The sequence below is a fragment of the Janthinobacterium violaceinigrum genome, assembly GCF_009208555.1.
In the GTDB taxonomy this organism is placed as follows: Bacteria; Pseudomonadota; Gammaproteobacteria; order Burkholderiales; family Burkholderiaceae_D; genus Janthinobacterium; species Janthinobacterium violaceinigrum.
Map to the genome: position 1 here is coordinate 36,004 of NZ_WFLI01000031.1, position 23,151 is coordinate 59,154.

General features: G+C 61.7%; 26 protein-coding genes. 4 read left to right on the forward strand and 22 right to left on the reverse strand.

Annotated elements, in window-relative coordinates:
* Window positions 1–85: 85 nt before the first annotated feature.
* The 20 genes from acpS to GCN75_RS21905 form a co-directional block, all read right to left on the reverse strand.
* Entirely contained in the window at window positions 86–481 is a 396-nt protein-coding gene (acpS, locus tag GCN75_RS21810; RefSeq protein WP_152284267.1) for a holo-ACP synthase, read from the reverse strand.
* A 20-nt stretch (window positions 482–501) separates the two neighbouring features.
* On the reverse strand, window positions 502–1,263 hold the full coding sequence (gene pdxJ / locus GCN75_RS21815) for a pyridoxine 5'-phosphate synthase (protein WP_152284268.1): 762 nt from the start codon (window positions 1,261–1,263) through the stop codon (window positions 502–504).
* A 40-nt stretch (window positions 1,264–1,303) separates the two neighbouring features.
* Window positions 1,304–2,149: a DNA repair protein RecO gene (gene recO, locus GCN75_RS21820; protein WP_152284269.1), complete on the reverse strand. Its 846-nt coding sequence runs from the start codon at window positions 2,147–2,149 to the stop codon at window positions 1,304–1,306.
* A 28-nt stretch (window positions 2,150–2,177) separates the two neighbouring features.
* Entirely contained in the window at window positions 2,178–3,080 is a 903-nt protein-coding gene (gene era, locus GCN75_RS21825) for a GTPase Era (RefSeq protein WP_152251114.1), read from the reverse strand.
* A gap of 1 nt (window position 3,081) precedes the next feature.
* On the reverse strand, window positions 3,082–3,897 hold the full coding sequence (gene rnc / locus GCN75_RS21830) for a ribonuclease III (protein WP_034749615.1): 816 nt from the start codon (window positions 3,895–3,897) through the stop codon (window positions 3,082–3,084).
* A gap of 73 nt (window positions 3,898–3,970) precedes the next feature.
* A complete protein-coding gene (gene lepB, locus GCN75_RS21835; protein ID WP_152284270.1) occupies window positions 3,971–4,888 on the reverse strand; it encodes a signal peptidase I in 918 nt (305 codons plus the stop codon).
* 3 nt (window positions 4,889–4,891) lie between these two features.
* Entirely contained in the window at window positions 4,892–6,682 is a 1,791-nt protein-coding gene (gene lepA / locus GCN75_RS21840; protein ID WP_152284271.1) for a translation elongation factor 4, read from the reverse strand.
* Between the two features lie 315 nt (window positions 6,683–6,997).
* On the reverse strand, window positions 6,998–7,243 hold the full coding sequence (locus GCN75_RS21845) for a glutaredoxin family protein (RefSeq protein WP_152284272.1): 246 nt from the start codon (window positions 7,241–7,243) through the stop codon (window positions 6,998–7,000).
* Between the two features lie 56 nt (window positions 7,244–7,299).
* On the reverse strand, window positions 7,300–8,796 hold the full coding sequence (locus tag GCN75_RS21850; RefSeq protein ID WP_152284273.1) for a DegQ family serine endoprotease: 1,497 nt from the start codon (window positions 8,794–8,796) through the stop codon (window positions 7,300–7,302).
* A gap of 243 nt (window positions 8,797–9,039) precedes the next feature.
* Complete coding sequence (locus tag GCN75_RS21855; protein ID WP_152284274.1) at window positions 9,040–9,375, reverse strand: sigma-E factor negative regulatory protein; 336 nt, start codon at window positions 9,373–9,375, stop codon at window positions 9,040–9,042.
* A gap of 72 nt (window positions 9,376–9,447) precedes the next feature.
* Window positions 9,448–10,050 carry an RNA polymerase sigma factor RpoE gene (gene rpoE / locus GCN75_RS21860; protein WP_083286994.1) on the reverse strand — a complete coding sequence of 201 codons (603 nt, stop codon included), beginning with the start codon at window positions 10,048–10,050 and terminating at the stop codon, window positions 9,448–9,450.
* 87 nt (window positions 10,051–10,137) lie between these two features.
* A complete protein-coding gene (locus tag GCN75_RS21865) occupies window positions 10,138–10,668 on the reverse strand; it encodes a hypothetical protein (RefSeq protein ID WP_152284275.1) in 531 nt (176 codons plus the stop codon).
* Between the two features lie 130 nt (window positions 10,669–10,798).
* Window positions 10,799–12,049 (reverse strand): beta-ketoacyl-ACP synthase II, encoded by a 1,251-nt coding sequence (gene fabF, locus GCN75_RS21870; protein ID WP_152284276.1) that lies wholly within the window; start codon window positions 12,047–12,049, stop codon window positions 10,799–10,801.
* 29 nt (window positions 12,050–12,078) lie between these two features.
* Entirely contained in the window at window positions 12,079–12,318 is a 240-nt protein-coding gene (gene acpP, locus GCN75_RS21875) for an acyl carrier protein (RefSeq protein WP_152258244.1), read from the reverse strand.
* Between the two features lie 178 nt (window positions 12,319–12,496).
* Window positions 12,497–13,240, reverse strand: coding sequence for a 3-oxoacyl-ACP reductase FabG (fabG, locus tag GCN75_RS21880; RefSeq protein WP_152284277.1), 744 nt, complete (start codon window positions 13,238–13,240; stop codon window positions 12,497–12,499).
* 49 nt (window positions 13,241–13,289) lie between these two features.
* A complete protein-coding gene (fabD, locus tag GCN75_RS21885) occupies window positions 13,290–14,231 on the reverse strand; it encodes an ACP S-malonyltransferase (protein WP_152284278.1) in 942 nt (313 codons plus the stop codon).
* Window positions 14,232–14,263: 32 nt separating this feature from the next.
* Window positions 14,264–15,262, reverse strand: coding sequence for a beta-ketoacyl-ACP synthase III (locus GCN75_RS21890; RefSeq protein ID WP_152284279.1), 999 nt, complete (start codon window positions 15,260–15,262; stop codon window positions 14,264–14,266).
* Between the two features lie 15 nt (window positions 15,263–15,277).
* On the reverse strand, window positions 15,278–16,345 hold the full coding sequence (gene plsX / locus GCN75_RS21895; RefSeq protein WP_102294926.1) for a phosphate acyltransferase PlsX: 1,068 nt from the start codon (window positions 16,343–16,345) through the stop codon (window positions 15,278–15,280).
* Window positions 16,346–16,555: 210 nt separating this feature from the next.
* Window positions 16,556–16,738 (reverse strand): 50S ribosomal protein L32, encoded by a 183-nt coding sequence (rpmF, locus tag GCN75_RS21900; RefSeq protein WP_034749653.1) that lies wholly within the window; start codon window positions 16,736–16,738, stop codon window positions 16,556–16,558.
* Between the two features lie 314 nt (window positions 16,739–17,052).
* Window positions 17,053–17,550 carry a YceD family protein gene (locus GCN75_RS21905; protein WP_152284295.1) on the reverse strand — a complete coding sequence of 166 codons (498 nt, stop codon included), beginning with the start codon at window positions 17,548–17,550 and terminating at the stop codon, window positions 17,053–17,055.
* Between the two features lie 223 nt (window positions 17,551–17,773).
* Between GCN75_RS21905 and GCN75_RS21910 the strand changes: the two genes are divergently transcribed.
* Together GCN75_RS21910 and GCN75_RS21915 are read left to right on the forward strand one after the other, a co-directional pair.
* Window positions 17,774–18,382, forward strand: coding sequence for a Maf-like protein (locus tag GCN75_RS21910; RefSeq protein WP_152284280.1), 609 nt, complete (start codon window positions 17,774–17,776; stop codon window positions 18,380–18,382).
* A 19-nt stretch (window positions 18,383–18,401) separates the two neighbouring features.
* Window positions 18,402–19,151: an SAM-dependent methyltransferase gene (locus GCN75_RS21915; RefSeq protein ID WP_152284281.1), complete on the forward strand. Its 750-nt coding sequence runs from the start codon at window positions 18,402–18,404 to the stop codon at window positions 19,149–19,151.
* 78 nt (window positions 19,152–19,229) lie between these two features.
* Here GCN75_RS21915 and GCN75_RS21920 read toward each other — a convergent pair whose 3' ends face one another.
* The gene (locus tag GCN75_RS21920) at window positions 19,230–20,147 is read right to left on the reverse strand and encodes a 23S rRNA (adenine(2030)-N(6))-methyltransferase RlmJ (protein ID WP_152284282.1); all 918 of its coding nucleotides are present in this window, start codon (window positions 20,145–20,147) and stop codon (window positions 19,230–19,232) included.
* Here GCN75_RS21920 and GCN75_RS29280 point away from each other — a divergent pair.
* Both GCN75_RS29280 and GCN75_RS21925 read left to right on the forward strand, forming a co-directional pair.
* Window positions 20,091–20,372, forward strand: coding sequence for a hypothetical protein (locus GCN75_RS29280; protein ID WP_193317602.1), 282 nt, complete (start codon window positions 20,091–20,093; stop codon window positions 20,370–20,372). The genes GCN75_RS21920 and GCN75_RS29280 overlap by 57 nt on opposite strands.
* Before the next feature lie 52 nt (window positions 20,373–20,424).
* Window positions 20,425–20,853 carry a thioredoxin family protein gene (locus tag GCN75_RS21925; protein WP_152284283.1) on the forward strand — a complete coding sequence of 143 codons (429 nt, stop codon included), beginning with the start codon at window positions 20,425–20,427 and terminating at the stop codon, window positions 20,851–20,853.
* A 6-nt stretch (window positions 20,854–20,859) separates the two neighbouring features.
* On the opposite strand, the gene GCN75_RS21930 is transcribed toward GCN75_RS21925, so the two are convergent.
* Complete coding sequence (locus tag GCN75_RS21930) at window positions 20,860–23,142, reverse strand: xanthine dehydrogenase family protein molybdopterin-binding subunit (RefSeq protein ID WP_193317598.1); 2,283 nt, start codon at window positions 23,140–23,142, stop codon at window positions 20,860–20,862.
* Window positions 23,143–23,151 lie beyond the last annotated feature (9 nt).

A 23,151-nucleotide genomic window follows, 5' to 3' on the forward strand; every position in this document is an offset into this window, starting at 1 on the left:
CTCTTAAATGGGGTCAGACCCGCCGGGGGAATACGTCCCAATGGGACGCATTCCGATCGAAAAGACTGCCCCCGGCATCTCATTGCTACTCCGCCTGCTCCACGATCACGAACGCGACCGCATACTCTTCTTCATCGCTGATCGTCACCTGCGCGCTCAGCCGGTGCTTTTCCATGAATTCGGCCAGCACGCCGCTGCAGACGATCATCGGCTTGCCGCTGGGGTGGTTCAGCATCTGCGCGGCGGGCCAGGTCATCGGCATGCGCAAGCCCAGGCCGATGGCCTTGGAAAACGCCTCTTTTGCCGCAAAGCGCGTGGCGAGGAAGCGCACGCCGCGCACGGCATTCTTGGCACTGCGGGCGCGGAATTTTTCCATCTCCTGCGGCCCCAGTATCTTTTGCGCGAAACGCTCGCCATGCCGGGCCAGCGCCGCCTCGATGCGGGGAATCTTGCAGATATCGGTACCGATGCCGTAGATCATGCTGCCTCCTTCGCGCGCGTTTATGCCGTACGGGCCAGGCGCGTGGCCACCATGATGGCCTTCATTTCGCGCACGGCGTTTTCCCAGCCGACAAACACGGCATGCGCGACGATGGCGTGGCCAATGTTCAATTCGGTAATATCGGGAATGGCGGCAATCGCCTGTACATTGGTGTAATGCAAGCCGTGGCCCGCATTGACTTTCAAGCCGCGGCCCACGCCGAACAGCACGCCCGCCTTGATGCGTTCCAGTTCGGCCAATTGCTCGGCACCTTGCGTATCGGCATAACGGCCCGTGTGCAGCTCGATCACGGGCGCGCCAAGCTCGGCCGCGGCGGCGATCTGCTGCTCGTCCGCATCGATGAACAGGCTCACGCGGATGCCCTCGCCTTGCAACTGCTGCACGGCCGCCTGCACTTCCTTGAAGTAGCGCACCACGTCCAGGCCACCCTCGGTCGTCACTTCCGTGCGTTTTTCAGGCACCAGGCACACGTCCGCGGGGCGGATGCGGCAGGCGAAATCGATCATCTCGGCCGTCACGGCCGCTTCCAGGTTCATACGCGTGAGCAATTGCGGCGCGATGGCGATCACGTCCGCATCCTTGATGTGGCGGCGGTCTTCGCGCAAATGCAGGGTGATGGCGTCGGCACCCGCCTGTTCGGCCAGCAGGGCAGCGCGGATCGGGTCCGGGTACGCGGTGCCGCGCGCGTTGCGCAAGGTGGCCACGTGGTCGATATTGACGCCCAGGTCGATGACGGGGCCGGAAGGCTGCAAAAAGCTCATAGTGATGGTATCCGTAAAGTGCCGCAGGGCCACAAGGCCGCTACAGCTGCATTAAATCGATCAGTATCTGGCGCGTATTCAAGGTGGCGCCGCCCAGTTGATGGGCCAGCAAAAAACGCATCAGCAGCTTGCTTTGCGCCTGCGTGGCCCCGTCAAGATAATCTTCGCGCTCCATGTCGAGCAGGGTCTTGCCCGTGATCCTGGGCCAGGCGTCGGCAGCGCGCGCCGGACGCGGTCCCCGTTCCGGGTCGACCACGTACACCTGCCCCGCATCGACGGCCTGGCGCGTGGCCGTGCAGCGCGTGAGGTCGGCCGCCACGCCCGTTTCCTTGAGCAGCGCGCGCTCGAACTTGCGCAGCACGATGGGCGGCGGCTCATTGTGCGCCAGTTGATTCAAGGTGGCAACGTAGTGGTCGAACAGGACGGGGTGCGGGTCGTCGCGCGCCAGCAGTTTCACCAGCAGTTCATTCAGGTAAAAGCCGCACAGCAGCGCCGTCTTTTCCAGCGGCAACATGCCGCCCACCCATTCCGCGCCCGTCAGGATGCGCAGTTCGGATTTCCCAGTCCAGCCCGCCTGCAGGGGCTGGAAGGTCTGCAGCACGCCGCGCAACTGCGAATGGGGCCGCTTGGCGCCCTTGGCGACGAGCGCGATGCGGCCGTATTCGCGTGTAAACACGTCGACGATGAGGCTGGTTTCTTTATGGGGATAGCTGTGCAGCACGAAGGCGGGCTGGCCCGTGATCTTGCCGTCGCGCGCGGGCGGACGGCTGCGCCGGGGCGCGGCAGGCGCGACAGAGGGGGCGGCCGGCGGCGCGATGGCCGCCGGTGCGGGAACGACGATGGAGGCTGGCGCAGGATCGTGCAGCGCTGGCGTGGTGGTGCTCATGCGTGTGGTGTCGCCCCCGGGTTGCGGATTACTCGTAGCCGTAGGCGCGCAAGCCCGCCTCGTTGTCGGCCCAGCCCGATTTGACCTTGACCCAGATTTCCAGGTACACAGGACCGCCGAACAGCTTTTCCATGTCCAGGCGGGCCTGGGTGGAGACTTCCTTCAGGCGCGCGCCCTTGTTGCCGATAATCATGGATTTATGCGTATCGCGCTCGACCAGGATGGCGGCAAACACGCGGCGCAGATCGCCTTCCTGCTCGAATTTCTCGATCAGCACGGTGCTCGTGTACGGCAGTTCGTCACCGACAAAGCGGAACAGTTTTTCGCGCACGATTTCCGAGGCGAGGAATTTCTCGCTGCGGTCCGTGATGTCGTCCGGCCCGAAGATGGGCTGGTTTTCCGGCAAGAAGCGCTTGATCTCGTTCTGCAAGCCTTCCAGCTGGAAGTGCAGCTTGGCCGAGACGGGCACGATGGCGGCGAAGTCGCGCATGGCGGCGATCTTTTGCGCGAACGGCAGCAAGACCGCCTTGTCCTTCACGCGGTCGGACTTATTGATGACGAGGATGCACGGCACTTCCTTCGGCAGCAGGTCCATCACTTGCTGGTCGGCCGGGCCGAAGGTGCCCGCCTCGATCACGTACAGGATGACGTCCGAGGAAATCAGGGTGTTGGTGACGGTCTTGTTCAGCGTCTTGTTCAGTGCGTTCGAGTGGCGCGTCTGGAAGCCAGGCGTGTCGACATAGATGAACTGCGCGTCCGGCACCGTCTGGATGCCCGTGATGCGGTGGCGCGTCGTTTGCGCCTTGCGCGAAGTGATGCTGACCTTCGCGCCGATCAGCACGTTCATCAGGGTCGATTTGCCCACGTTGGGGCGGCCCACGATGGCGATATAGCCACAGCGGAAGTTGTCGGGCATTTTGGTGGTGGTCATGCTAGTGTCGATTCTGTTTAGTGTGAGCGGCGATCGCCGGGGCAGCCGGGGCTTGCGCGTCGTCGCTCTGGATGGTGGCAATGCCGGCCAGCTTGAGCTGGGCGGCGCGCGGTTTGGGCTTGCGGCTGGCGGCAGGCGACTTCAACAGTGCCTGCTCGGCCACGTCCAGCGCCAGTTTGGCGGCGGCTTGCTCACCGGCGCGGCGGCTTCCGCCACGGCCGTAAACCTGGATGTTCAATTTCGGCACCAGGCATTCGATCTCGAATTCCTGGCTGTGGGCGGCGCCGTGGGTGGCCACCACGTTGTATTGTGGCAGCGAGATTTTCTTGCTTTGCAAAAACTCCTGCAGCAGGGTCTTGGCATCCTTGCCCAGGGTTTGCGGGTCGACCGAGTCGAGGATGGGAATGTAGAAGGCGCGGATCACCGTGCTGGCCGCATCGAAGCCCGTGTCGAGGAAAATCGCGCCCAGCAGGGCTTCCAGGGTATCGGCAAGGATGGACGGACGGCGGAAACCGCCCGACTTCAGTTCGCCTTCGCCCAGGCGCAGGAATTGCGACAATTCCAGCTTTTGCGCGATTTCATACAGCGACTGCTGCTTGACCAGGTTGGCGCGCAGGCGCGACAGGTCACCCTCGTCGATGGACTTGAAGCGTTCGTACAGGATGGAGGCGACCACGCAGTTGAGGATGGAGTCGCCCAGGAATTCCAGCCGCTCATTATGCAAACTGCTGTGGCTACGATGCGTCAAGGCTTGCTGCAACAGGCCAGCATCCTGGAACGTATAGCCTAGACGGGTTTGCAATAGCTGAAGATTCATTGTTGTTTCTGTATCATCTGAGTAATTCGGCTGGCCGCCGCGCGGGGAATCGGCGCGGCAGCCATAGGGCGGCTTAGTGTATGCCGCCCACGCGTTTCGGATTGCTGAAGTTCATCCACACCAGGAAAGCCTTGCCGACGATGTTCTCGTTCGGCACGAAACCCCAGTAGCGGCTGTCCGCGCTGTTGTCGCGGTTGTCGCCCATCATGAAGTAATTGCCTTCTGGCACCACACACGTGAAACCGTCTTCGTTGTAGTTGCACGCATCCTTGTGCGGGAAATCCTTCACTTCGCGCAAGTTCAACGTGGGAGCAGGCTCGTCGTTGAGGATGCGGTGGCTCACGCCCGTCAGGTTTTCTTCCAGCTGCTTGTGATAGATGGTGCTTTCGTCATCGAGGTAGTCGTCCAGCGGGGTGTACTGCACTTCCTTGCCATTCACCGTCAAGCGCTTGTTTTCATAGGTGATTTTATCACCGGGCACGCCGATCACGCGCTTGATATAGTCTTGCGACATATCTTTCGGGTACTTGAACACCATCACGTCGCCACGCTGCGGATCGTTGACTTCAATGATGCGCTTGTTGACGATCGGCAAACGAATGCCATAGGTGAACTTGTTGACCAGGATCAAATCGCCCACCAGCAAGGTCGGCACCATCGAGCTCGACGGGATCTTGAATGGCTCGTACAGGAACGAGCGCAGGCAGAACACGAGGGCGATGACGGGGAAGAAACTGCCCGAATACTCGACCCAGGTCGGCTGGCGCAACAGGGCCGCCTCGATGGTCGCGCGGCTGCCGCCCGCATCGGACTTGATGCCCTCGGCGGCCAGCTTGGACTGGCGCGCATCGAATTCGGCCAGGGCGCGGTCGGCCGCCTTGCGGCGCTGCTTGGACAGATAGAACACATCCAGGCACCAGACCAGGCCCGTCAACACCATCAGCACGAACAGGATTAAAGCGAAATTTCCTAAAATCACTTGCAGGTTCATGTATTAACCATCCACTTGTAAAATTGCCAGGAATGCTTCTTGCGGGATCTCCACGGAACCCACTTGCTTCATGCGTTTCTTACCCGCTTTTTGTTTTTCCAGCAATTTCTTCTTGCGGCTGATGTCGCCGCCATAGCACTTGGCCAGCACGTTCTTGCGCAAGGCTTTCACGTTCTCGCGCGAAATGATGTTGGCGCCGATCGTGGCCTGGATGGCCACGTCGAACATCTGGCGCGGGATCAGTTCACGCATCTTGGCAGCCACCTGGCGGCCACGGTACTGGCTGTTCGAACGGTGGACGATGATGGCCAGCGCATCGACTTTTTCGCTGTTGATCAGCATGTCGACCTTGACCACGTCGGCCGCGCGGTATTCCTTGAACTCGTAATCCATCGAGGCATAGCCGCGCGACGTCGATTTCAGGCGGTCGAAGAAGTCCAGCACGATCTCGGCCATCGGCATTTCGTACACCAGCTTGACCTGGCGGCCGTGGTAGCTCATGTCCATCTGGATACCGCGCTTGCCGATACACAGGGTGATCACGGAGCCCACGTATTCCTGCGGCATGTACAGATTGACCGTGACGATAGGCTCGCGCACTTCCTCGATGCGCGACGGATCGGGCATCTTCGATGGATTGTCGACGTTGATCATGGTGCCGTCGCGCTGGATCACTTCGTACACCACGGTTGGCGCCGTCGTGATCAGGTCCATGTCGAATTCGCGCTCGAGGCGTTCCTGCACGATTTCCATGTGCAGCAAGCCCAGGAAGCCGCAGCGGAAGCCGAAGCCCAGCGCCTGCGACACTTCCGGCTCGTACATCAGCGCCGCGTCGTTCAGTTTCAGTTTTTCCAGCGAGTCGCGCAGCGCGTCGTACTGGTTCGCTTCCACGGGGAACAGGCCCGCAAACACTTGCGGCTGCACTTCCTTGAAGCCAGGCAATGGCGCGGCGGCTGGACGGTTGGCCAGGGTGACCGTGTCGCCCACTTTCGCTGCCTTCAATTCCTTGATGCCGGCGATGATGAAGCCCACCTGGCCTGCCGACAATTGCGGCAGCGATTGCGAACGGGGCGAGAACACGCCGATGTCTTCCACCAGCTGCACCGAATCGGTGGCCATCAGGCGGATCTTGTCTTTCGGTTTCAGGGTACCGTTGACCACGCGCACCAGCATGACCACGCCCACATAGGCGTCATACCAGGAGTCGACGATCAGCGCCTGCAGCGGCGCATCGGGGTCGCCCTTCGGCGGCGGTACCTTGACGATCAGTTGCTCGAGCACGTCCAGCACGCCAAAGCCCGTCTTGGCCGAGCAATGCACGGCGTCGGCCGCATCGATGCCGATCACGTCTTCGATCTCGGCGATGGCCGTCGGCGGGTCCGCATTCGGCAAGTCGATCTTGTTCAGGACGGGCACCACTTCCACGCCCAGGTCCAGCGCCGTGTAGCAGTTGGCGACCGTTTGCGCTTCCACGCCTTGCGACGCGTCAACTACCAGCAGCGCGCCTTCGCAGGCGGACAGCGAGCGCGACACTTCATAGCTGAAGTCGACGTGGCCCGGTGTATCGATCAGGTTCAGGTTGTAGATCTGGCCGTCGCGCGCCTTGTAGTGCAGGGCCGCCGTTTGCGCCTTGATGGTGATGCCGCGCTCGCGCTCCAGATCCATCGAATCGAGCACCTGCGCCTCCATCTCGCGGTCGGACAAGCCGCCGCACAATTGAATGATGCGGTCAGCCAGGGTCGATTTACCGTGGTCAATATGGGCGATGATGGAGAAGTTGCGTATGTTATTCATTAACTAATATATGTGCGAGTGACAACACTGCTTTAACAGGAATCAAGGGGATCATGTCCGGGCCAAACAGGGCCAAAACGGGGCGCCCCACTCATGATGAAAAAAGCGCTCCGAGCAGGACATCTGCATGCCCAGGCGAGCGCTTTTGAAGCGACAGAAGCTGCTGCCTCGGACAGTAGCTTTTTCGACCTCCCCATTTTACCGGATTTCAGAGCGGAAAGCCCGTCTTATGAGGGTGGCACGGGGGCAAGGCGACATTTTCAGCTGTTTTCAGCACCAGAATGGTGCAATGCAGTGTCAATATTGGCATTTAAGCTACGCCAGGCAGCGCCGTACGGCAGCCTCGTCCAGGAAATAATGGCAGAGCTCCGGCTGCGCCAGGTCGCCAAACAGCACGGGCACCAGTTCGTCGAAACGGGCCAGCAAGGTCGCATCGGCGGAATCGTCGATATCGATCACCTCCACCGTGAACGGCTTGTCAGGCGGCTGCAGCAGGAGCAAGGCGTCGAGCATATCCTGGCAAAGGTGGCAATAACTGCGGGAATAGAGGGTGAAGTGCATGAAGAAAGGGGAAAAAGCATCCCGGCCGACGCCGGGATGCAGATGACATCAAAAACTTACTTGGCCGATGGACGCAGCGAAACGAATTGCGCCGTATCGCCACGGCGCACCAGCACGGCCGACGATTTCTTCGGATCGAGCTTGGCCACCAGCGCGTTGAACTGCTTGGCATCTTTGACGGCAACGTTATTCAACTGCAAGATCACGTCGCCAGGCTGCAGGCCGGCCAGGGCCGCCACGCCATCGGCATCGTCGACCAGCACGCCCGCGTCGATCTTCAATTCCTGTTTCTTCGCGGCCGGCACGTCGCTGACCTTCAGGCCCAGCGCATTGACGGCTTGCGCTTCCGGCTCCTTGGCGCCCTTCTTGGCCGTCTTCTCGCCTTCCAGCTCGACCACGGTGACGGGGATGTCCTGCTGCGCACCCTTGCGCCACACGGTGACGGTGGACTTGCCGTTGACGGCGGCGCCGCCGACCAGGCGCGGCAGGTCGGAGGAACGCTCGATGGCCGCGCCGTTGAATTTCAGGATGATGTCGCCCGGCTTGATGCCCGCCTTGTCGGCCGGACCGCCCGGCTCCACCATCGACACTTGCGCGCCCTTGGCATTCGGCAAGCCCAGCGATTCCGCCACGTCCTTGCTCACTTCGCCGATCTGCACGCCGATACGCCCGCGCACGACCTTGCCCGTCTTTTTCAACTGCTCGCCCACGCGCATGGCTTCATCGATGGGCACGGCAAACGAGATGCCATTGTAGGCGCCGGACAAGGTGGCGATTTGCGAATTGATGCCGATCACTTCACCGCGCATATTGATCAGCGGACCGCCCGAGTTGCCCGGGTTGACGGCCACGTCGCTCTGGATCAACGGCAGGTAGTCGCCCGTATCGCGGGACTTGGCGGAAATGATGCCGGCCGTCACCGTGTTTTCCAGGTTGAATGGCGAGCCGATGGCGATCACCCACTCGCCCACGCGTATCTTGTCCGAGTCGCCGATGGTCAGGCGCGGCAGGTTGCCGCCCTCGATCTTCAGCAGCGCCACGTCCGTGCGCGCATCGGCGCCGATCACCTTGGCCTTGAATTCGCGCTTGTCCGTCAGGGTCACATACACCTCGTCGGCGCCATCGACCACGTGGGCATTGCTCAGCACGTAACCGTCGGCCGAGATGATGAAGCCGGAGCCCACGCCGCGCTGCACTTCCTGCTCTTGCGGCACGGCGCGACGGCCGCCGCGCGGCGCCTGCTGGCGCGGCGTCGGCATGGCACCGCCAAAGAAGCGGCGCAGGAATTCCTGCATTTCCTGCTCGTCCTGGCTGCCCGCGCCGGCGCCGCCCATCTTCAGGCGCTCGGTGGTGCGGATATTTACCACGGCCGGGCCCACGGCATCGACCAGGTCGGAAAAATCAGGCAGCTTCACGGCCGCCACGGCGGCCTGCGCCTGTGGCGCCAAGCCCAGCATGGTCGGTGCGAAAAAGACGCCAGCCGTACCGAACAATAAAGCGGAAAGCGTCTTCACTGAAAACGACTTGCTGGCGACACACATGTTTTTTTTCATGGAAAGGATCTTTTCGAGTATATAAACGGATCAAAACACGGATCAGGCGATTGCCTGCGCGCATGATTGGCCGTCATGACGTAGCCTCAGGGGCAAACCCACCTGACGGCGCGCATGGCAAACAATGCAACAATATATCGCAAAAGCAAGATATTGCCTGCGCACAGTGTCAATCGTACCGAAGGCCAGTGTCAAGGGGGCGAGGCGGAGGTTAAGCCAGGCATAAGATGGACAAGGCGCCAGCTAGCGCTGCGCCAGCGGTCCCGCCTCCAGCGGTTCGGTGGCGCCCGGCGGCACGATGCCGGCGGCAAGCGGTGGCAGCGCTTCCGCATGGGCAGCGGGCTCTTCGGGCGCCGCCTCCGCGGCCAGGCGGCTGGCCAGGCGCGCATCGAATTGCGCGCTCAGCGCATGGCCGCATTGCTCCGAGCGCAGCACGTCGCCGATATGGCGATAGGCATCCCAGGCTTGCCGTCCCGATGGCGTATCGAGGGCGGCAAACGCCAGTTCGAGTTCGCCCGCCGCCAGCTCGCCATCGGCCAGGGCGGAAATAATCTCGTGCAATCGTGTGTGCGTATCCATGATGGGCCCTGCCATTTCAAGAAGATCGGTGCGGAAACCGGACGCAGCCATGCCAACCTCATACTCTCCAGATTACCAGCGCTTGTCAATCGGCATGTCCAGCAAAGGTTTCAATTTCTCCGCAATCACTTCGCGCGCGCGGAAAATACGGCTGCGCACGGTACCGATGGGGCACGCCATGATTTCCGATATCTCTTCATAGCTCAGGCCCTCGATCTCGCGCAGCACGATGGCCGTGCGCAGCTCGATGGGCAGCACATCCATGGCCGCATTGACGGTGGCCGCAATCTGCTTGCTGGCCAGCACCGATTCGGGAGTATTGTTGTCGCGCAATTTATTGCCGTCATCGAAGGATTCCGCCTGCTCGGCATCGGCATCGCTGGACGTGGCGGCACGCCGCCCCTGCGTGACGAGATAATTCTTGGCCGTATTGATGCCGATGCGATACAACCAGGTATAAAAGGCGGCATCGCCGCGAAAATGGCGCAGCGCCCGGTATGCCTTGATAAAGGTTTCCTGCACTACATCTTCGGCCTCCGCCGGATCATGCACGAGGCGCGACACCAGGCGCATCAAGCGGCGCTGATATTTCGATACCAGCACATCGAATGCCCGTTTGTCGCCAGCCTGCACCCGCTCGACCAGTAACTGATCATACTCGCGCTCTGTCCTCACGCCCAATGTCCCTGTTGGCATGCAGCGTGGGCGCCTGTATGGATATAGAGTTGGCCCGCTGCAAGAAGTTCAGTGTTCATCCCACTTTTATTCTTCCCCACTCCGTGCCGCGATGGCCCGGCAAGCCACGGCCAGCGGGTGGAAGGCGGCGCAACTGCTGCCACGCTGCACCAGCACCTGCGTGCGCCGCCCGGCGGCATCAGCCAGGCACAGCACCAGCAACGACGGCCACAAGGTCGAGCCCGGCAACAGACGCTGTCCCGGCCGCACCAGGGACAGCGGCCCGGCCCGCTCCGCCGGTCCGCTGGCGCCCGCCGCCGGCACCCCGCCACGTTCCAGATATACCGCCAGCCGCAGCTGGCCAACCGGCGAAATATCAAGCGCCTGCAGCTTTCTGCGCCAACGCAGCAAAGCCAGCAAAAACACGCCTCCAGCCGCACTCAGCAAGGCACCGCTGCAGCCCAGCGCATAGCCGCCTACCAGCTGGCCAGGCACGGCCGCAGCGCGCCACGTGCCGCTCAAGGGCCAGGCAGCGAACACCGCACCTAGGCCCAGCACCGCTTGCAGCAGGCGCAAACAGACAGGCGAGCGAATGACAGCCGCTACCGCGATCGACATATTACAAACTCAATGGGAAAAACATCAGGCGCGCCAGCACCATGCCGGGCAAATTCAGGCGCCAACGAACGTTGGCGCCGAATCAGCGCTCACTACGGTTTGACCGTAGCGAGCGCTTGAAAGTTCCTGCTTATTTCGCTTTACCGAAAATCAGCGTGCCATTCGTTCCGCCGAAGCCGAACGAATTCTTCACTGCATAATCGATCTTCATATCACGCGCCGTGTTGGCACAGAAATCGAGATCGCAAGCGGGATCCTGGTTGAAGATGTTGATGGTCGGTGGCGACACCTGATGGTGCAATGCCAGGACCGTAAACACCGCTTCCAGACCGCCCGCGCCGCCCAGCAAATGGCCCGTCATCGACTTGGTCGAGTTGACGACCAGATTCTTGACATGGTCACCGAAGGTGCGCTTGATACCCATCACTTCCGCCACGTCGCCTTGCGGGGTCGACGTGCCGTGCGCGTTCAGGTACTGGATCTGATCCGCGTTCAAGCCGGCGTTGTTGAGGGCCGCGATCACCGATTTGCTGCCGCCGCTACCATCTTCCAGCGGCGAGGTCATGTGATAAGCATCTGCGCTCATCCCGAAACCATGCACTTCGGCATAGATCTTGGCACCACGGGCCACCGCGTGCTCGTACTCTTCCAGCACCATGACGCCAGCGCCCTCGCCCAGCACGAAACCGTCGCGGTCGGTATCCCACGGACGCGATGCCGTTGCCGGATCGTCGTTGCGGGTCGACAAGGCACGCGCCGAAGCGAAACCGCCCAGGCCCAGTGGCGACACGGTCGATTCAGCACCGCCGGCGATCATGACGTCGGCATCGCCGTACTCGATCATGCGCGCGGCAGCGCCGATGCTGTGCAAACCGGTGGTACACGCCGTAACGATCGCCAGGTTCGGGCCCTTCAGACCATATTTGATCGAAAGGTTGCCAGAGATCATGTTAATGATCGAGGCAGGCACGAAAAATGGCGAGATACGGCGCGGACCGCGCTTTTCGTACTCGGACTTGGTTTCTTCGATCAGCGGCAAGCCGCCGATACCGGAACCGATGATCACGCCGATACGCTCGGCGTTTTCTTCGGTCACTTCCAGGCCGGAGTCCTGGATCGCCTGGATGCCTGCAGCCATGCCGAAATGGATAAAGGTATCCATATGGCGGGCTTCTTTACCGGAGATGTACTCTTCGATATTGAAGCCTTTGACTTCACCGGCAAAATGCGTGGTGAATGGCTGTGCATCAAATTTGGTAATCGTGGCAATGCCGGATTTACCTTCGACGATTGCGCCCCACGCCTCGGCAATAGTATTGCCGACAGGTGAAACGCAGCCCAGGCCGGTTACAACAACACGACGGTTTTTAGAACGGCTCAAGCGATTCTCCTGAAGTCGGTCAGACAGGCTTAGGCCTTGACGTGTGCAGTGGCGTAGTCGATCGCCTGTTGCACGGTGGTGATTTTCTCAGCTTGTTCGTCAGGAATTTCCATTTCGAATTCGTCTTCCAGGGCCATCACCAGCTCCACGGTGTCCAGGGAATCGGCGCCCAGGTCGTCGACGAAGGAGGATCCGATTTTGATGTCTGCTTCTGCAACGCCCAGTTGCTCAGCGACGATTTTCTTAACGCGTTGTTCGATATCCGACATGTTATGGCTCCAAAGTGTGTGTTACGGAAAGTGCGCGCATTTTATCAGGTTTGCGCGTCCGAATACTAATTTCGGTGTCTGCTGCTAATTCGACCGAAGCTGCTGCTAAAAGATGCGATTATAGACAAAAACGGCCGTTGAATCATGCCACAAACGCCCGCCCTGTCTACCTTTCACATCAATTCATGTACATTCCGCCGTTCACGTGCAGGGTCGTGCCCGTGATATACGCCGCTTGCGGCGAGGCCAGAAAGGCCACGGCCGCTGCCACGTCTTCCGGTTTGCCCAGGCGGGACAGGGGAATTTGCGTCAACAGGGCCGCGTGCTGCTCTTCGCTCAGCGCCTTCGTCATGTCGGTATCGATGAAGCCCGGGGCGATACAGTTCACGGTAATGTTGCGGCTGCCGATTTCACGCGCCAGCGCGCGGCTCATGCCTTCCACGCCGGCTTTGGCCGCCGCGTAGTTCATTTGCCCCGGATTGCCCGACGAAGCCACTACCGAGGTGATATTAATGATACGCCCAGTTTTGGCTTTCATCATGCCGCGCAGTACGGCGCGCGACAGGCGACCGACGGCCGACAGGTTGGTGGAAATGACGCTGTCCCACTCCTCATCCTTCATGCGCATGGCCAGCTGGTCTTGCGTGATGCCCGCATTGTTGACCAGGATCGACAGGCTGCCGTAGGTTTTCTGCACTTCGTCGACGACGGCCGCGCAGCGCGCCGCATCGGTCACGTTCAGGACCACGCCCTTGCCCGCCACGCCTTCGGCGGCCAGGTAATCGGTGATCGCCTGCGCGCCGCTTTCCGAGGTGGCGGTGCCGACCACGGTGGCACCCTGCTTGCCCAGTTCGGTGGCGATGGCGCGGCCGATGCCGCGCGAAGCGCCCGTGACCAGCACGACTTGATTTGCTAAATTCATGAGTATCCTTAAGTGCAACCGCGGCAACCAGGCTGCCGCGGTCTGATGTTTATTTGAGCTGCGTCAAAATACGTTCCAGCGAAGCCTGGTCGACGATGGCGTCGCCCACCAGCACGGGATCGATGCGCTTGGCCAGGCCCATCAGGACCTTGCCCGGACCGCATTCGATCACTTGCGTGATGCCGTCGGCAGCGACCTTCTGCATGGTTTCCACCCAGCGCACGGGGCTGGCTGCCTGGCGCACCAGCGCATCCTTGATGCCGGCGACGTCGTTGACGATGGCCACGTCGACGTTATTGATCAGGGCGATTTGCGGCGCCGAGAACGTCAGGCCGGCCATGTATTCGCGCAAGCGGTCCGATGCGGGTTTGAGCAGCGACGAGTGGAAGGGCGCGGAGACGGGCAGCTTCATGGCGCGCTTGGCGCCCTTGGCCTTGGCCAGTTCGCAGGCGCGCTCGACCGCAGCCGTATGGCCGGCGATGACGACTTGCGCTGGCGCATTGAAATTGACGGGCTCGACCACCAGGGCCGGGGCTTCCGCCGCCGCTTCCGCACAGGCGGCGCGCACGTCGTCGTCCGACAGGCCCAGCACGACAGCCATCGTACCTTGCCCGACGGGCACGGCTTCCTGCATGGCTTGCGCGCGGAAACGCACGAGCGGCACGGCATCCTTGAAGGAAATGACGCCGGCGGCAACCAGCGCCGAGTATTCACCCAGGCTATGGCCGGCGACGACCGTCGGCACGGGGCCGCCCGCTGCCAGCCAGGCGCGGTAGAAGGCCACGGCCGCCGTCAGCATCACGGGTTGCGTGTTGGTGGTCAGGTCCAGCTCTTCCTTCGGACCTTCGGCGATCAGCTTGCCCAGGTCGAATTGCAGGGCGTCCGACGCTTCGGCCACGGTCTGCGCAACCACGGGGTTGCCGGCGAAACCGTCGAGCATCGCGATCGCTTGCGAGCCTTGGCCTGGGAAAACAAATGCAAATTGTGTCATGGTGACTCCGTTTTTTTAATAGTATTGCGGGATTACATGCGCGCCAGCACGGCGCCCCAGGTAAAGCCGCCGCCCACGCCTTCCATCATGACGTTGTCGCCCTTCTTGACGCGGCCGTCGCGCACGGCGATGTCGAGCGCCAGCGGAATCGAGGCGGCCGAGGTGTTGCCATGCTGGTCGACGGTGACGACCATCTTGTCCAGTGGCAAGCCGAGTTTCTTGGCCGTGCTGTTCATGATGCGGATGTTCGCCTGGTGCGGGATCAGCCAGTCGATCTGGTCCGAGGTCATGTTGGCATGTTCCAGCGCTTCGTGCGCGACTTTTTCCAGTACGGACACGGCCAGCTTGAACACGGCCGGACCATCCATGTACAGGAAGGCGCTGCCGTCGAGCGCGCCGCCAGCCAGGCTGCCCGGCACGCTGAGGATGTTCGAGTGGCGGCCGTCCGCGTGCAGCTTGGTGGCCAGGATGCCCGGCTCTTTTGACGCCGTCATGACGATGGCGCCGGCGCCGTCGCCGAACAGCACGCAGGTGCCGCGGTCATCGAAATTGAGGATGCGCGAAAACACTTCGGCGCCGATCACCAGCACGTTCTTGTGCATGCCCGACTGGATGAAGCTGTCGGCCGTGGCCACCGCATACACGAAGCCGCTGCACACGGCCTGCACGTCGACGGCGGCGCAGTTGTTGGTGATGCCCAGCTTGTTTTGCACGATGCAGGCGGTGCTGGGGAAGCTGCCGAAGAAATCGGGGGTCGAGCTGGCGACGATGATCAGGTCGAGGTCATTGCCGTTCAGGTCGGCCATTTCCAGGGCCTTCCTGGCCGCTTCCACGCCCAGGTCCGAGGAATTCTGCGTCGGCGCCGCGTAATGGCGCGCCGAAATGCCGCTGCGCGACACGATCCATTCATCCGACGTCTCGATGCCCTTGGCGGCGAGCTGTTCGGTCAAATCCTGGTTAGTGACACGCTTCTCCGGCAGGTAGCTGCCGGTACCGATAATTTTGCTGTAGATTTTGCTAAAAACAGTCATGCAAGTACCCGTCCACTAAATGGTAGAGCTTGTTGATGTAGGTTCGTCCGGTACTGGCGTGCGCGGCATCAGCTCGGCGATCAGGCTGGCCAGGTGTGCTTGCACGTCATTTTTTGCCGCATCAAAGGCGCGGCGCAAGGCCCATTCGAAGGAATAGGCATCGGCGCTGCCATGGCTCTTGAAGACGAGACCACGCAAGCCCAGCAGGCTGGCGCCGTTGTAACGCGAGGGATTCAGGCGGTTGCCGATGGCTTTCAGGGCACCGCGGGCGATCAGCGCGCCCAGCATCGTGATCGGATTGCGCTTGAATTCGGAAGTGAGCACGTCTTTCATGAAGCGCGCCAGGCCCTCGATGGCTTTCAGGGTGACGTTGCCGACAAAGCCGTCGCAGACGACGATATCGGTCGTGCCCTTGAAGATGTCGTTGCCTTCCACGTTGCCGTAGAAGTTCAGCGCGCCACGCTCGTGGTCGGCCTGCAGCAGCTTCGAGGTGAGTTTCACCACTTCATTGCCCTTGATATCTTCCGTGCCCACGTTCAGCAAGCCGATCGTGGGGCGTGCTATGCCTTCCATGGCGGACACGAGCACGGAGCCCATGATGGCGAACTGGTGCAGGTGATGCGGTTCGCAATCAACGTTGGCGCCCAGGTCCAGCATGTAGGTGGGGCCGTTCTTTTGGTTCGGCAAGATGCTGCAGATGGCCGGGCGGTCGACGCCGGACATGGTTTTCAATACATAGCGCGACACGGCCATCAGGGCTGCCGTATTACCGGCGGAAACGGAGGCTTGCGCCACGCCGCTCTTGACCTGTTCGATGGCCACGCGCATGGAGGAATCCTTCTTGCGGCGCAGGGCCACTTCCAGGGGATCGTCCATGGTAACTTGTTCGGAGGCATGCAATACCGACAGGCGCGGATGCGTGTCGGCTTTATGTTTCTTCAGTTCGGCACGGATCACATCTTCCAATCCAACAAGGATCAGTTCAGCTTCAGGCTCATGTTTTACGAAGGAAATTGCTGCGGGGATAGTGACTGAGGGACCGTGATCTCCGCCCATGCAGTCGATAGAAATTTTGATTGTCATTTGTGTTGATTCAATACCGCTGCGGGCGTGCGGCAAGATGTGAATCGGACTGGAGCATATGCAGGGCGCAGCATGTCATGCACAGACCTGGACAGCGTGATTCAAAATGACGGGTGTGCAAGATGAATTGCAGCCGATAAAAAAGAAGAAGCGGCGCCACGCCGAATAACCACGCAACACCGCTTTCATCTTACCCAACAAAAACGTCGATTACTCGTCGTTTTTGGTCTTCAACACTTTACGGCCACGATAGAAGCCGTTAGGGCTGATATGGTGACGCATGTGTGTTTCGCCGGTAACTGGCTCGACGCTCAATTGCGGCGCGACCAGGAAGTCGTGCGAACGGTGCATGCCGCGCTTGGAAGGGGTTTTCTTGTTCTGTTGAACTGCCATGATGACTCCTAATACATAAGTTCTAAAATTTTAGCACAATCGATTAGCAAATACATGCGAATCGAGTATCCCAGCGGCAAAGACTACCCGAAAATAGCCCGGACCGACATCGTTTATTACAATTACATTTCACTACACTTGCCATACTCGATTACTACACGCGTTTGACACGTTCTTTACAGGAAGCATAAAAAACCTACTGCGCCTCCCGCTATCGCCTTGGCGTTGCTCAGCGTACCTTCGTACGCTTGCGCTACTCAAGACGATATCGGGCCGCTCGCTACGGTTTTTTAAAGCTTCCTTCTTACACTACTTTATTCTGGCTTCAAGTCTTTCAGGGCCGCGAACGGCGACTTCTTTTCAGTCTTGAGAGCATCGAGCTGCGCCGTATCGGGGCAGACGTCGTGTTTGGGTACCTGCGGCAGGGCCAGCAAGGCTTCATCTTCGATCAGGGCCGAGGCATCCATGCTGCGGCTGCCGACGATCACGTCGATCGTTTCATCGTTGATGATTTCTTCGATCTCGTCCGCGTGCTCGTCATCCTTGCCCAGCATCAGAGTGGTCGTCGAATCAATTGCGTAAGCATACGGAGTCAGGCAGCGCTGGCAAACCAGCTGAACGGTGCCGTTGACCGACAAGGTCAGTTGTGGGTAGCCCAGCTTGCTGGTGCCGCCGACGATCTTCCAGGCGATCTCGCCGGAATTATCTGCACAATCCTTGGTCAACCGGGTCATTTCAGCGACAGGAGTTACACCCTCGCGGCTCCCGCTGATACGACAAAAATCAAAGGCGTCGATCACAAAAGCATTCATTGGTAGAAAATTTCCCCGGAAAACCTGCGATAATAACAGGGTTTTTAGCACCGAGTCAAAGACTAAGCATCTTTTTTGACGCAATGATTGCCGCATTCGTGACAAATTCATCAACACCGTCATGCCGCATGGAGCCTCAGTTAGAGGCTCTGCGCCCTGGAATTTGCGTGAAATTCCACTGACATCGACCAGCGCGGCCATGCCGGCCGCCATCCACTACCGAATGATACCAACTTCCGCCCCATTGCGCTTGATTCTTGCATCGAGTTCGACCTACCGCAAGGAACTGCTGGAACGCCTGCGCCTGCCTTTCGAGGTAGCCGTGCCCGATCTCGACGAAAGCCCCCTGCCAGGCGAAAGCCCCAGCGCCACGGCCCTGCGCCTGGCCCAGGCCAAGGCACAGGCCGTGCTCGACCGCCACCCTGGCAGCCTCGTCATCGGCTCCGACCAGGTCGCCACCCTCGATGGCGCGCAGATCGGCAAGCCCGGCAATCACGCCAACGCCCTGCGCCAGCTGCAAACCATGCGCGGGCGCCAGACCGTGTTTCACACGGCCCTGTGCCTGCTCGACGGACGCCAGTCGCCCGCCGTGGCGCAGGTGGAAGATATCCAGACCCTCGTCACCGTGCGCGACTTGCCCGATGCCGAGCTGGACGCCTACCTGCGCATCGAGCAACCATACGACTGCGCCGGCAGCGCCAAGAACGAGGGCCTGGGCATCGCCCTGCTCGAACGCATCGCCACCACCGACCCCACCGCCCTCACCGGCTTGCCGCTGATCGCCCTGACGGGCATGCTGCGCAAGGCGGGCGTGGCGTTTTTCACCCTTTAAATTTACCGACAATAAGAATATGACCGGCACCCTGTACCTGATCCCCAACCACCTCGGCCTGTCCGATGGCGCAAGCGACCCGCTGGCCCACATCATTCCAAGCCAAGTGCGGCAGATTACGTCGCAACTCGATTATTTCGTCGCGGAAAATGCCAAGACGGCGCGCGCCTTCCTGAAACTGATCGGCAGCGAGCATCCACTGGCCAAGCCCTTGCAGGAAATCACGATTTCCGAACTGAACGTCAATACCCCGGCGCAAGCGCTGGCCGGCTTGCTGGCGCCGTTGCTGGCGGGACGCGACGCGGGCCTCGTGTCGGAAGCGGGCGTGCCCGCCGTGGCCGACCCCGGCGCCGACCTGGTCCGCCTGGCGCATCAGCACGGTATCAAGGTGCGTCCGCTGGTGGGCCCGTCGTCGATCCTGCTGGCCGTGATGGCCAGCGGCTTGAACGGCCAGAGCTTCGCCTTCAACGGCTACCTGCCCACGGATGCGGCCCTGCGCGCCAAGCGCATCAAGGAACTGGAAAGCCGTTCGCGCAATGAAAAGCAGACCCAGCTGTTCATCGAAACGCCATACCGCAACGCCGCCATGCTCGAAGCGCTCGTGGCGCAATGCGCGCCATCGACCCTGATCTGCGTCGCCACGGACCTGAGCCTGGACACGGAAAGCGTGCAGACGTGGAATGGCGGACAGTGGAAGAAACAGCTGGCCGCAGGCAAGGCGCCGGACTTCCACAAGAAGCCCACCGTGTTCTTGCTGCTGGGACAGTAATCCCCCATCCATAAAAAAACGCCACGGGCACATCACCCGTGGCGTTTCTTTATTGCAGCACGACCAGCACAAGTATGATTACACTCTTCTAGTGCCCGTATTCTTCTGTCCGCCCTTGCCTGTTTCCAGCACGAATTTGGCGCCATCGTCACGGCCCAGCACCTTGACCAGGTACGGCATGACTTCGCGCAACATCGGCTCCAGCGTGTACGGCGGGTTCAGGATGAACATGCCGCTGCTGTGCAGACCGAAGCCATCCGGCGACGGGGTGTTGACCGTCAGGGTCACGTGCAGCCAGTCCGCGCAGGGCAACTGCTTGAGCTTGTCGGCGAACTGGCGCGATTCCATGCGCTGCAGCACCGGGTACCAGACGGCATACATGCCCGACGGGAAGCGCACGAGCGCGTCGGCCAGGGTGTCCTTGACCTTGCGGTAATCCATCTTGTCTTCATACGGCGGGTCGATCAGCACCAGCGCGCGGCGCGATGGGGGCGGCAGCAGGGCTTTCAGGCTCTGGAAACCGTCCGCCTTGGTGATGATGACGCGCTTGCCGCGCACGGTAGGACGCTCGCCCTGGGCCAGCGCATGGGCCTCGACCTTGCGGAAGTTGTCGGCCAGAATCTTGGCATCGGCGGGATGCAGCTCGAAGAGGCGCAGACGGTCTTGCTCGCGGCTGACCTTGTCGGCGCAATAAGGCGAACCCGGGTAATAGCGCATCTTGCCGCTCGGATTCATTTCCTTGATTAGCTTCATGTACTCGGCCAGCGAGGCCGGCAGGTCCGTACGGTCCCACAGGGGCGCGATGCCCGTTTCGTACTCGGCATTTTTCGACGCATAACCGCCGTCGAGCGCATACACGCCCGCGCCGGAGTGGGTATCGATATAACTGTAGGCGGTATCTTTTTGATTCAGATATTGCAACAACTGAATCTGCACATAATGTTTCAACACATCGGCGTGATTACCCGCGTGAAAGGCGTGGCGGTAACTCAACATAAGCTGGCTAATTCCATAATAAAAATAAATAAAGGCGGGAGCGCTGACACCGGGCAGGGCATGAAAACAGACTGGAGGGGTCAGGCTGCGGGGCCAGGAAACAGCATGGACCAGCGTAATCAGCGCGCAATTACCAGCATTATCCACCAGAAAGGTGCGTTGCATCAAAAAACACGGATAAACAAGCTCATGCATTCCCGCGACTGGCGTGGCCGGGCGCGGTAGAATACGCGCATCGGGCGCCCCGCGCCCATCGCCCTACTGAATAGATACGACCATGCACAGCCTGACCCTCACGTCCGATAACCGCGCCGACGTCGCGGCAGCCCTGGCCGGCCCGCGCTGGACGGTGGCCTGTCTGTGCGCGCTGTGGTGCGGCACCTGCGGCAGCTACCGCGCCACGTTCGAGGAACTGGCCGCGCGCCACCCCGATACCGTGTTCGTCTGGGTCGACATCGAAGACCAGGCCGACGTGGTGGGCGACCTCGACATCGACAACTTCCCCACCCTGCTGATCCAGCACGACGACAATGTCGCCTTCTTCGGCACCGTGCTGCCCGACGGCGGCCTGGCGCACCGCATGGTGCAGGCGCAGCAGGCCCTCAGCGGGGAAGAGCTGGCGGCCTTGTCGACCAGCACGCAGGAGCGGCGCGACTGGCAGCGCGACTGCAATCTGCGCCACTTGCTGGCCGCCACCCTGGCCTGAGCGCCGTCAAACCAGGCGCAGCGGCAGGCTGCGCAGGCGTTTCCCCGTCAATAGGAAGACCGCGTTGGCCACGGCCGGCGCAATGGGCGGCGTACCGGGTTCGCCCACGCCTTCGGGGTGTTCCGCGCTGGCGATGATGATGGTTTCCACTTCTGGCGTTTGCCCCATGCGCAGCACGGGGTAGTCGTGGAAATTGCTTTGCTCCACTTTGCCATCGTTGAACGTGATGTCTCCGCCCAGCGCCGCCGACAGGCCGAACAGCACGGCCGACTCCATCTGCTGGGCAATGATGTTCGGATTGACGGCAATGCCGCAATCGATGGCGCACACCACGCGCTGCACGCGGATTTCGCCGTTTTCCACGGACACCTGCGCCACTTGCGCCACGATGCTGCCGAACGACTGGTGCAGGGCCACGCCATGCGCATGACCGGGCGGCGCGCTGCCCGCCTTCGCAACGGCCGCATCGAGCACGGCCAGGTGGCGCGGATGCTGCGCCAGCATGGCGCGGCGGAAGGCGACGCCGTCCTGCCCCGCCGCATGCGCCAGTTCGTCGATAAAACTTTCTTTAAAGAATGCATTGTGCGAATGCCCCACGGAGCGCCAATAGCCGACGGGCACGGCACTGTCGGCGATCACATGGGCGATGCGCTGGTTGGCGATTTCATACGGCATGTCGAATTCGCCTTCGGCCGTGGTCTTGTCCGGCCCCGCTCCCGGCAAGCCGAAATTGCGCTGCAAAAACTGGTGCGTGATGGAAGCGCTGACGGACTTGTTGTCCCAGGAAGCGATGCGGCCATGCTCGTCGAGGCGCGCCGCAAAGCGGGCCAGCGCGGCGGGACGGTACATATCGTGCCGGGTATCCTGCTCGCGCGTCCACACCAGCTGCACGGGCGCGCCATCGCACTGCAGCGCGATGGCCACGGCTTGCGCCACCATGTCCACTTCCAGCCGGCGGCCGAAACCGCCGCCGAGCAGCAGCACTTCGATCGCCACATCCTGCGCATCGACGCCGGCCACTTTCGCCGCCACGTCGACGGCGATGCCGGGCGCCTGCGTCGATACCCACAGCATCACCTTGCCATCCTTGACTTGCGCGGTGCAGTTGACGGGTTCCATGGTGGCGTGCGCGAGAAATGGCGCGCGGTATTCGGCCTTGACGCTGCGCAAACCCTGCACGGACTTGCCTTCCACTTCGCCGCTGGCGTGGTACGCATGGCCCGCTTCGCTGTCGAGCAGGCGCGCAAACTCCGCATACACGCCGGCGCTGGACAAGTTCGCTTGCGGACCGGCCTTCCACTGCGTCGGCAAGGCGGCCGCCGCCTGCTTCGCCCGCCACCAGGTATCGGCCACCACGGCCGCGCACGAGGTGGCCGAGGTGCCGCGCTGGGGCAGGTGCGGCGCCAGGTCCAGCACTTTTTTTACGCCGGGCATGGCGAGGATGGGCGCCGCATCGAACGCGGCCAGGACATCTCCCAGGCGCGGCGGCAGATGCAGGGCCGCGTACAGCATGCCGGGCGGGCGCGCATCGATGCCGAAACGCGCGCTGCCATCGACTTTCGACGGCGTGTCGCGGCGCGGCGCCGGCTGGCCGATCAGCTTGAAATCCCTGGGGGACTTGAGCACGGGCGTGCCCGGGTCGATGGCGGCGGCGCGCTGCGCCAGGCTGGCATAGCTGGCGCGCCGGCCGTCCGCGTGAACGACTTCGCCATCCTGCGTACGGCATTGGGCGGCCGGCACTTGCCACTGCGCGGCAGCGGCGCCTACCAGCATGGCGCGCGCGGACGCCCCCGCTTCGCGCATGGGACCCCAGCCATCCTTCACGCTGGACGAGCCGCCCGTGACGATCACGCCCAGTTCGCGCGCCGCCTTGGCCACCGTCCACTGGGCCAGCGCCTTCAGGCGGCCCTGGTCGTCCGGGTGGAACGGCAGGCCATCCGTGAGCATGGCCACGTTGCCGAAGATCTTATCCATGGGCGCCTGGATCAGCTTGACGCTGCTCAAGGGCACGTCGAGCTCCTCGGCCACCAGCATGGGCAAGGCCGTGTGCACGCCCTGCCCCATTTCGCTGCGCGGCATGGCCAGGACCACCGTGCCATCGGCCTGGATCGCCAGCCAGCCATTCAAGGCCACGGCGCCATCCTGGAGCGGCAGCGGCGTGCTGCCCTGCAGGCGCTGGCGCGGCGGCAGCACGCCCCAGCCCAGCACCAGGGCACCCACGCCAGCCACGCCAAGGCCCAGGCCGCCAAGCAGGAAACGGCGGCGCGACGGGGAGGATTCTGTGGCCATGGTGAGTCC

Excerpts from the sequence above, each read along its gene's own strand:
- acpS (WP_152284267.1), bottom strand. The coding sequence starts at position 481 with ATGATCTACGGCATCGGTACCGATATCTGCAAGATTCCCCGCATCGAG.
- pdxJ (WP_152284268.1), bottom strand. The coding sequence starts at position 1,263 with ATGAGCTTTTTGCAGCCTTCCGGCCCCGTCATCGACCTGGGCGTCAAT.
- recO (WP_152284269.1), bottom strand. The coding sequence starts at position 2,149 with ATGAGCACCACCACGCCAGCGCTGCACGATCCTGCGCCAGCCTCCATC.
- era (WP_152251114.1), bottom strand. The coding sequence starts at position 3,080 with ATGACCACCACCAAAATGCCCGACAACTTCCGCTGTGGCTATATCGCC.
- rnc (WP_034749615.1), bottom strand. The coding sequence starts at position 3,897 with ATGAATCTTCAGCTATTGCAAACCCGTCTAGGCTATACGTTCCAGGAT.
- lepB (WP_152284270.1), bottom strand. The coding sequence starts at position 4,888 with ATGAACCTGCAAGTGATTTTAGGAAATTTCGCTTTAATCCTGTTCGTG.
- lepA (WP_152284271.1), bottom strand. The coding sequence starts at position 6,682 with ATGAATAACATACGCAACTTCTCCATCATCGCCCATATTGACCACGGT.
- GCN75_RS21845 (WP_152284272.1), bottom strand. The coding sequence starts at position 7,243 with ATGCACTTCACCCTCTATTCCCGCAGTTATTGCCACCTTTGCCAGGAT.
- GCN75_RS21850 (WP_152284273.1), bottom strand. The coding sequence starts at position 8,796 with ATGAAAAAAAACATGTGTGTCGCCAGCAAGTCGTTTTCAGTGAAGACG.
- GCN75_RS21855 (WP_152284274.1), bottom strand. The coding sequence starts at position 9,375 with ATGGATACGCACACACGATTGCACGAGATTATTTCCGCCCTGGCCGAT.
- GCN75_RS21865 (WP_152284275.1), bottom strand. The coding sequence starts at position 10,668 with ATGTCGATCGCGGTAGCGGCTGTCATTCGCTCGCCTGTCTGTTTGCGC.
- acpP (WP_152258244.1), bottom strand. The coding sequence starts at position 12,318 with ATGTCGGATATCGAACAACGCGTTAAGAAAATCGTCGCTGAGCAACTG.
- fabG (WP_152284277.1), bottom strand. The coding sequence starts at position 13,240 with ATGAATTTAGCAAATCAAGTCGTGCTGGTCACGGGCGCTTCGCGCGGC.
- fabD (WP_152284278.1), bottom strand. The coding sequence starts at position 14,231 with ATGACACAATTTGCATTTGTTTTCCCAGGCCAAGGCTCGCAAGCGATC.
- GCN75_RS21890 (WP_152284279.1), bottom strand. The coding sequence starts at position 15,262 with ATGACTGTTTTTAGCAAAATCTACAGCAAAATTATCGGTACCGGCAGC.
- plsX (WP_102294926.1), bottom strand. The coding sequence starts at position 16,345 with ATGACAATCAAAATTTCTATCGACTGCATGGGCGGAGATCACGGTCCC.
- rpmF (WP_034749653.1), bottom strand. The coding sequence starts at position 16,738 with ATGGCAGTTCAACAGAACAAGAAAACCCCTTCCAAGCGCGGCATGCAC.
- GCN75_RS21905 (WP_152284295.1), bottom strand. The coding sequence starts at position 17,550 with ATGAATGCTTTTGTGATCGACGCCTTTGATTTTTGTCGTATCAGCGGG.
- GCN75_RS21910 (WP_152284280.1), top strand. The coding sequence starts at position 17,774 with ATGATACCAACTTCCGCCCCATTGCGCTTGATTCTTGCATCGAGTTCG.
- GCN75_RS21915 (WP_152284281.1), top strand. The coding sequence starts at position 18,402 with ATGACCGGCACCCTGTACCTGATCCCCAACCACCTCGGCCTGTCCGAT.
- GCN75_RS29280 (WP_193317602.1), top strand. The coding sequence starts at position 20,091 with ATGTTTCAACACATCGGCGTGATTACCCGCGTGAAAGGCGTGGCGGTA.
- GCN75_RS21920 (WP_152284282.1), bottom strand. The coding sequence starts at position 20,147 with ATGTTGAGTTACCGCCACGCCTTTCACGCGGGTAATCACGCCGATGTG.
- GCN75_RS21925 (WP_152284283.1), top strand. The coding sequence starts at position 20,425 with ATGCACAGCCTGACCCTCACGTCCGATAACCGCGCCGACGTCGCGGCA.
- GCN75_RS21930 (WP_193317598.1), bottom strand. The coding sequence starts at position 23,142 with ATGGCCACAGAATCCTCCCCGTCGCGCCGCCGTTTCCTGCTTGGCGGC.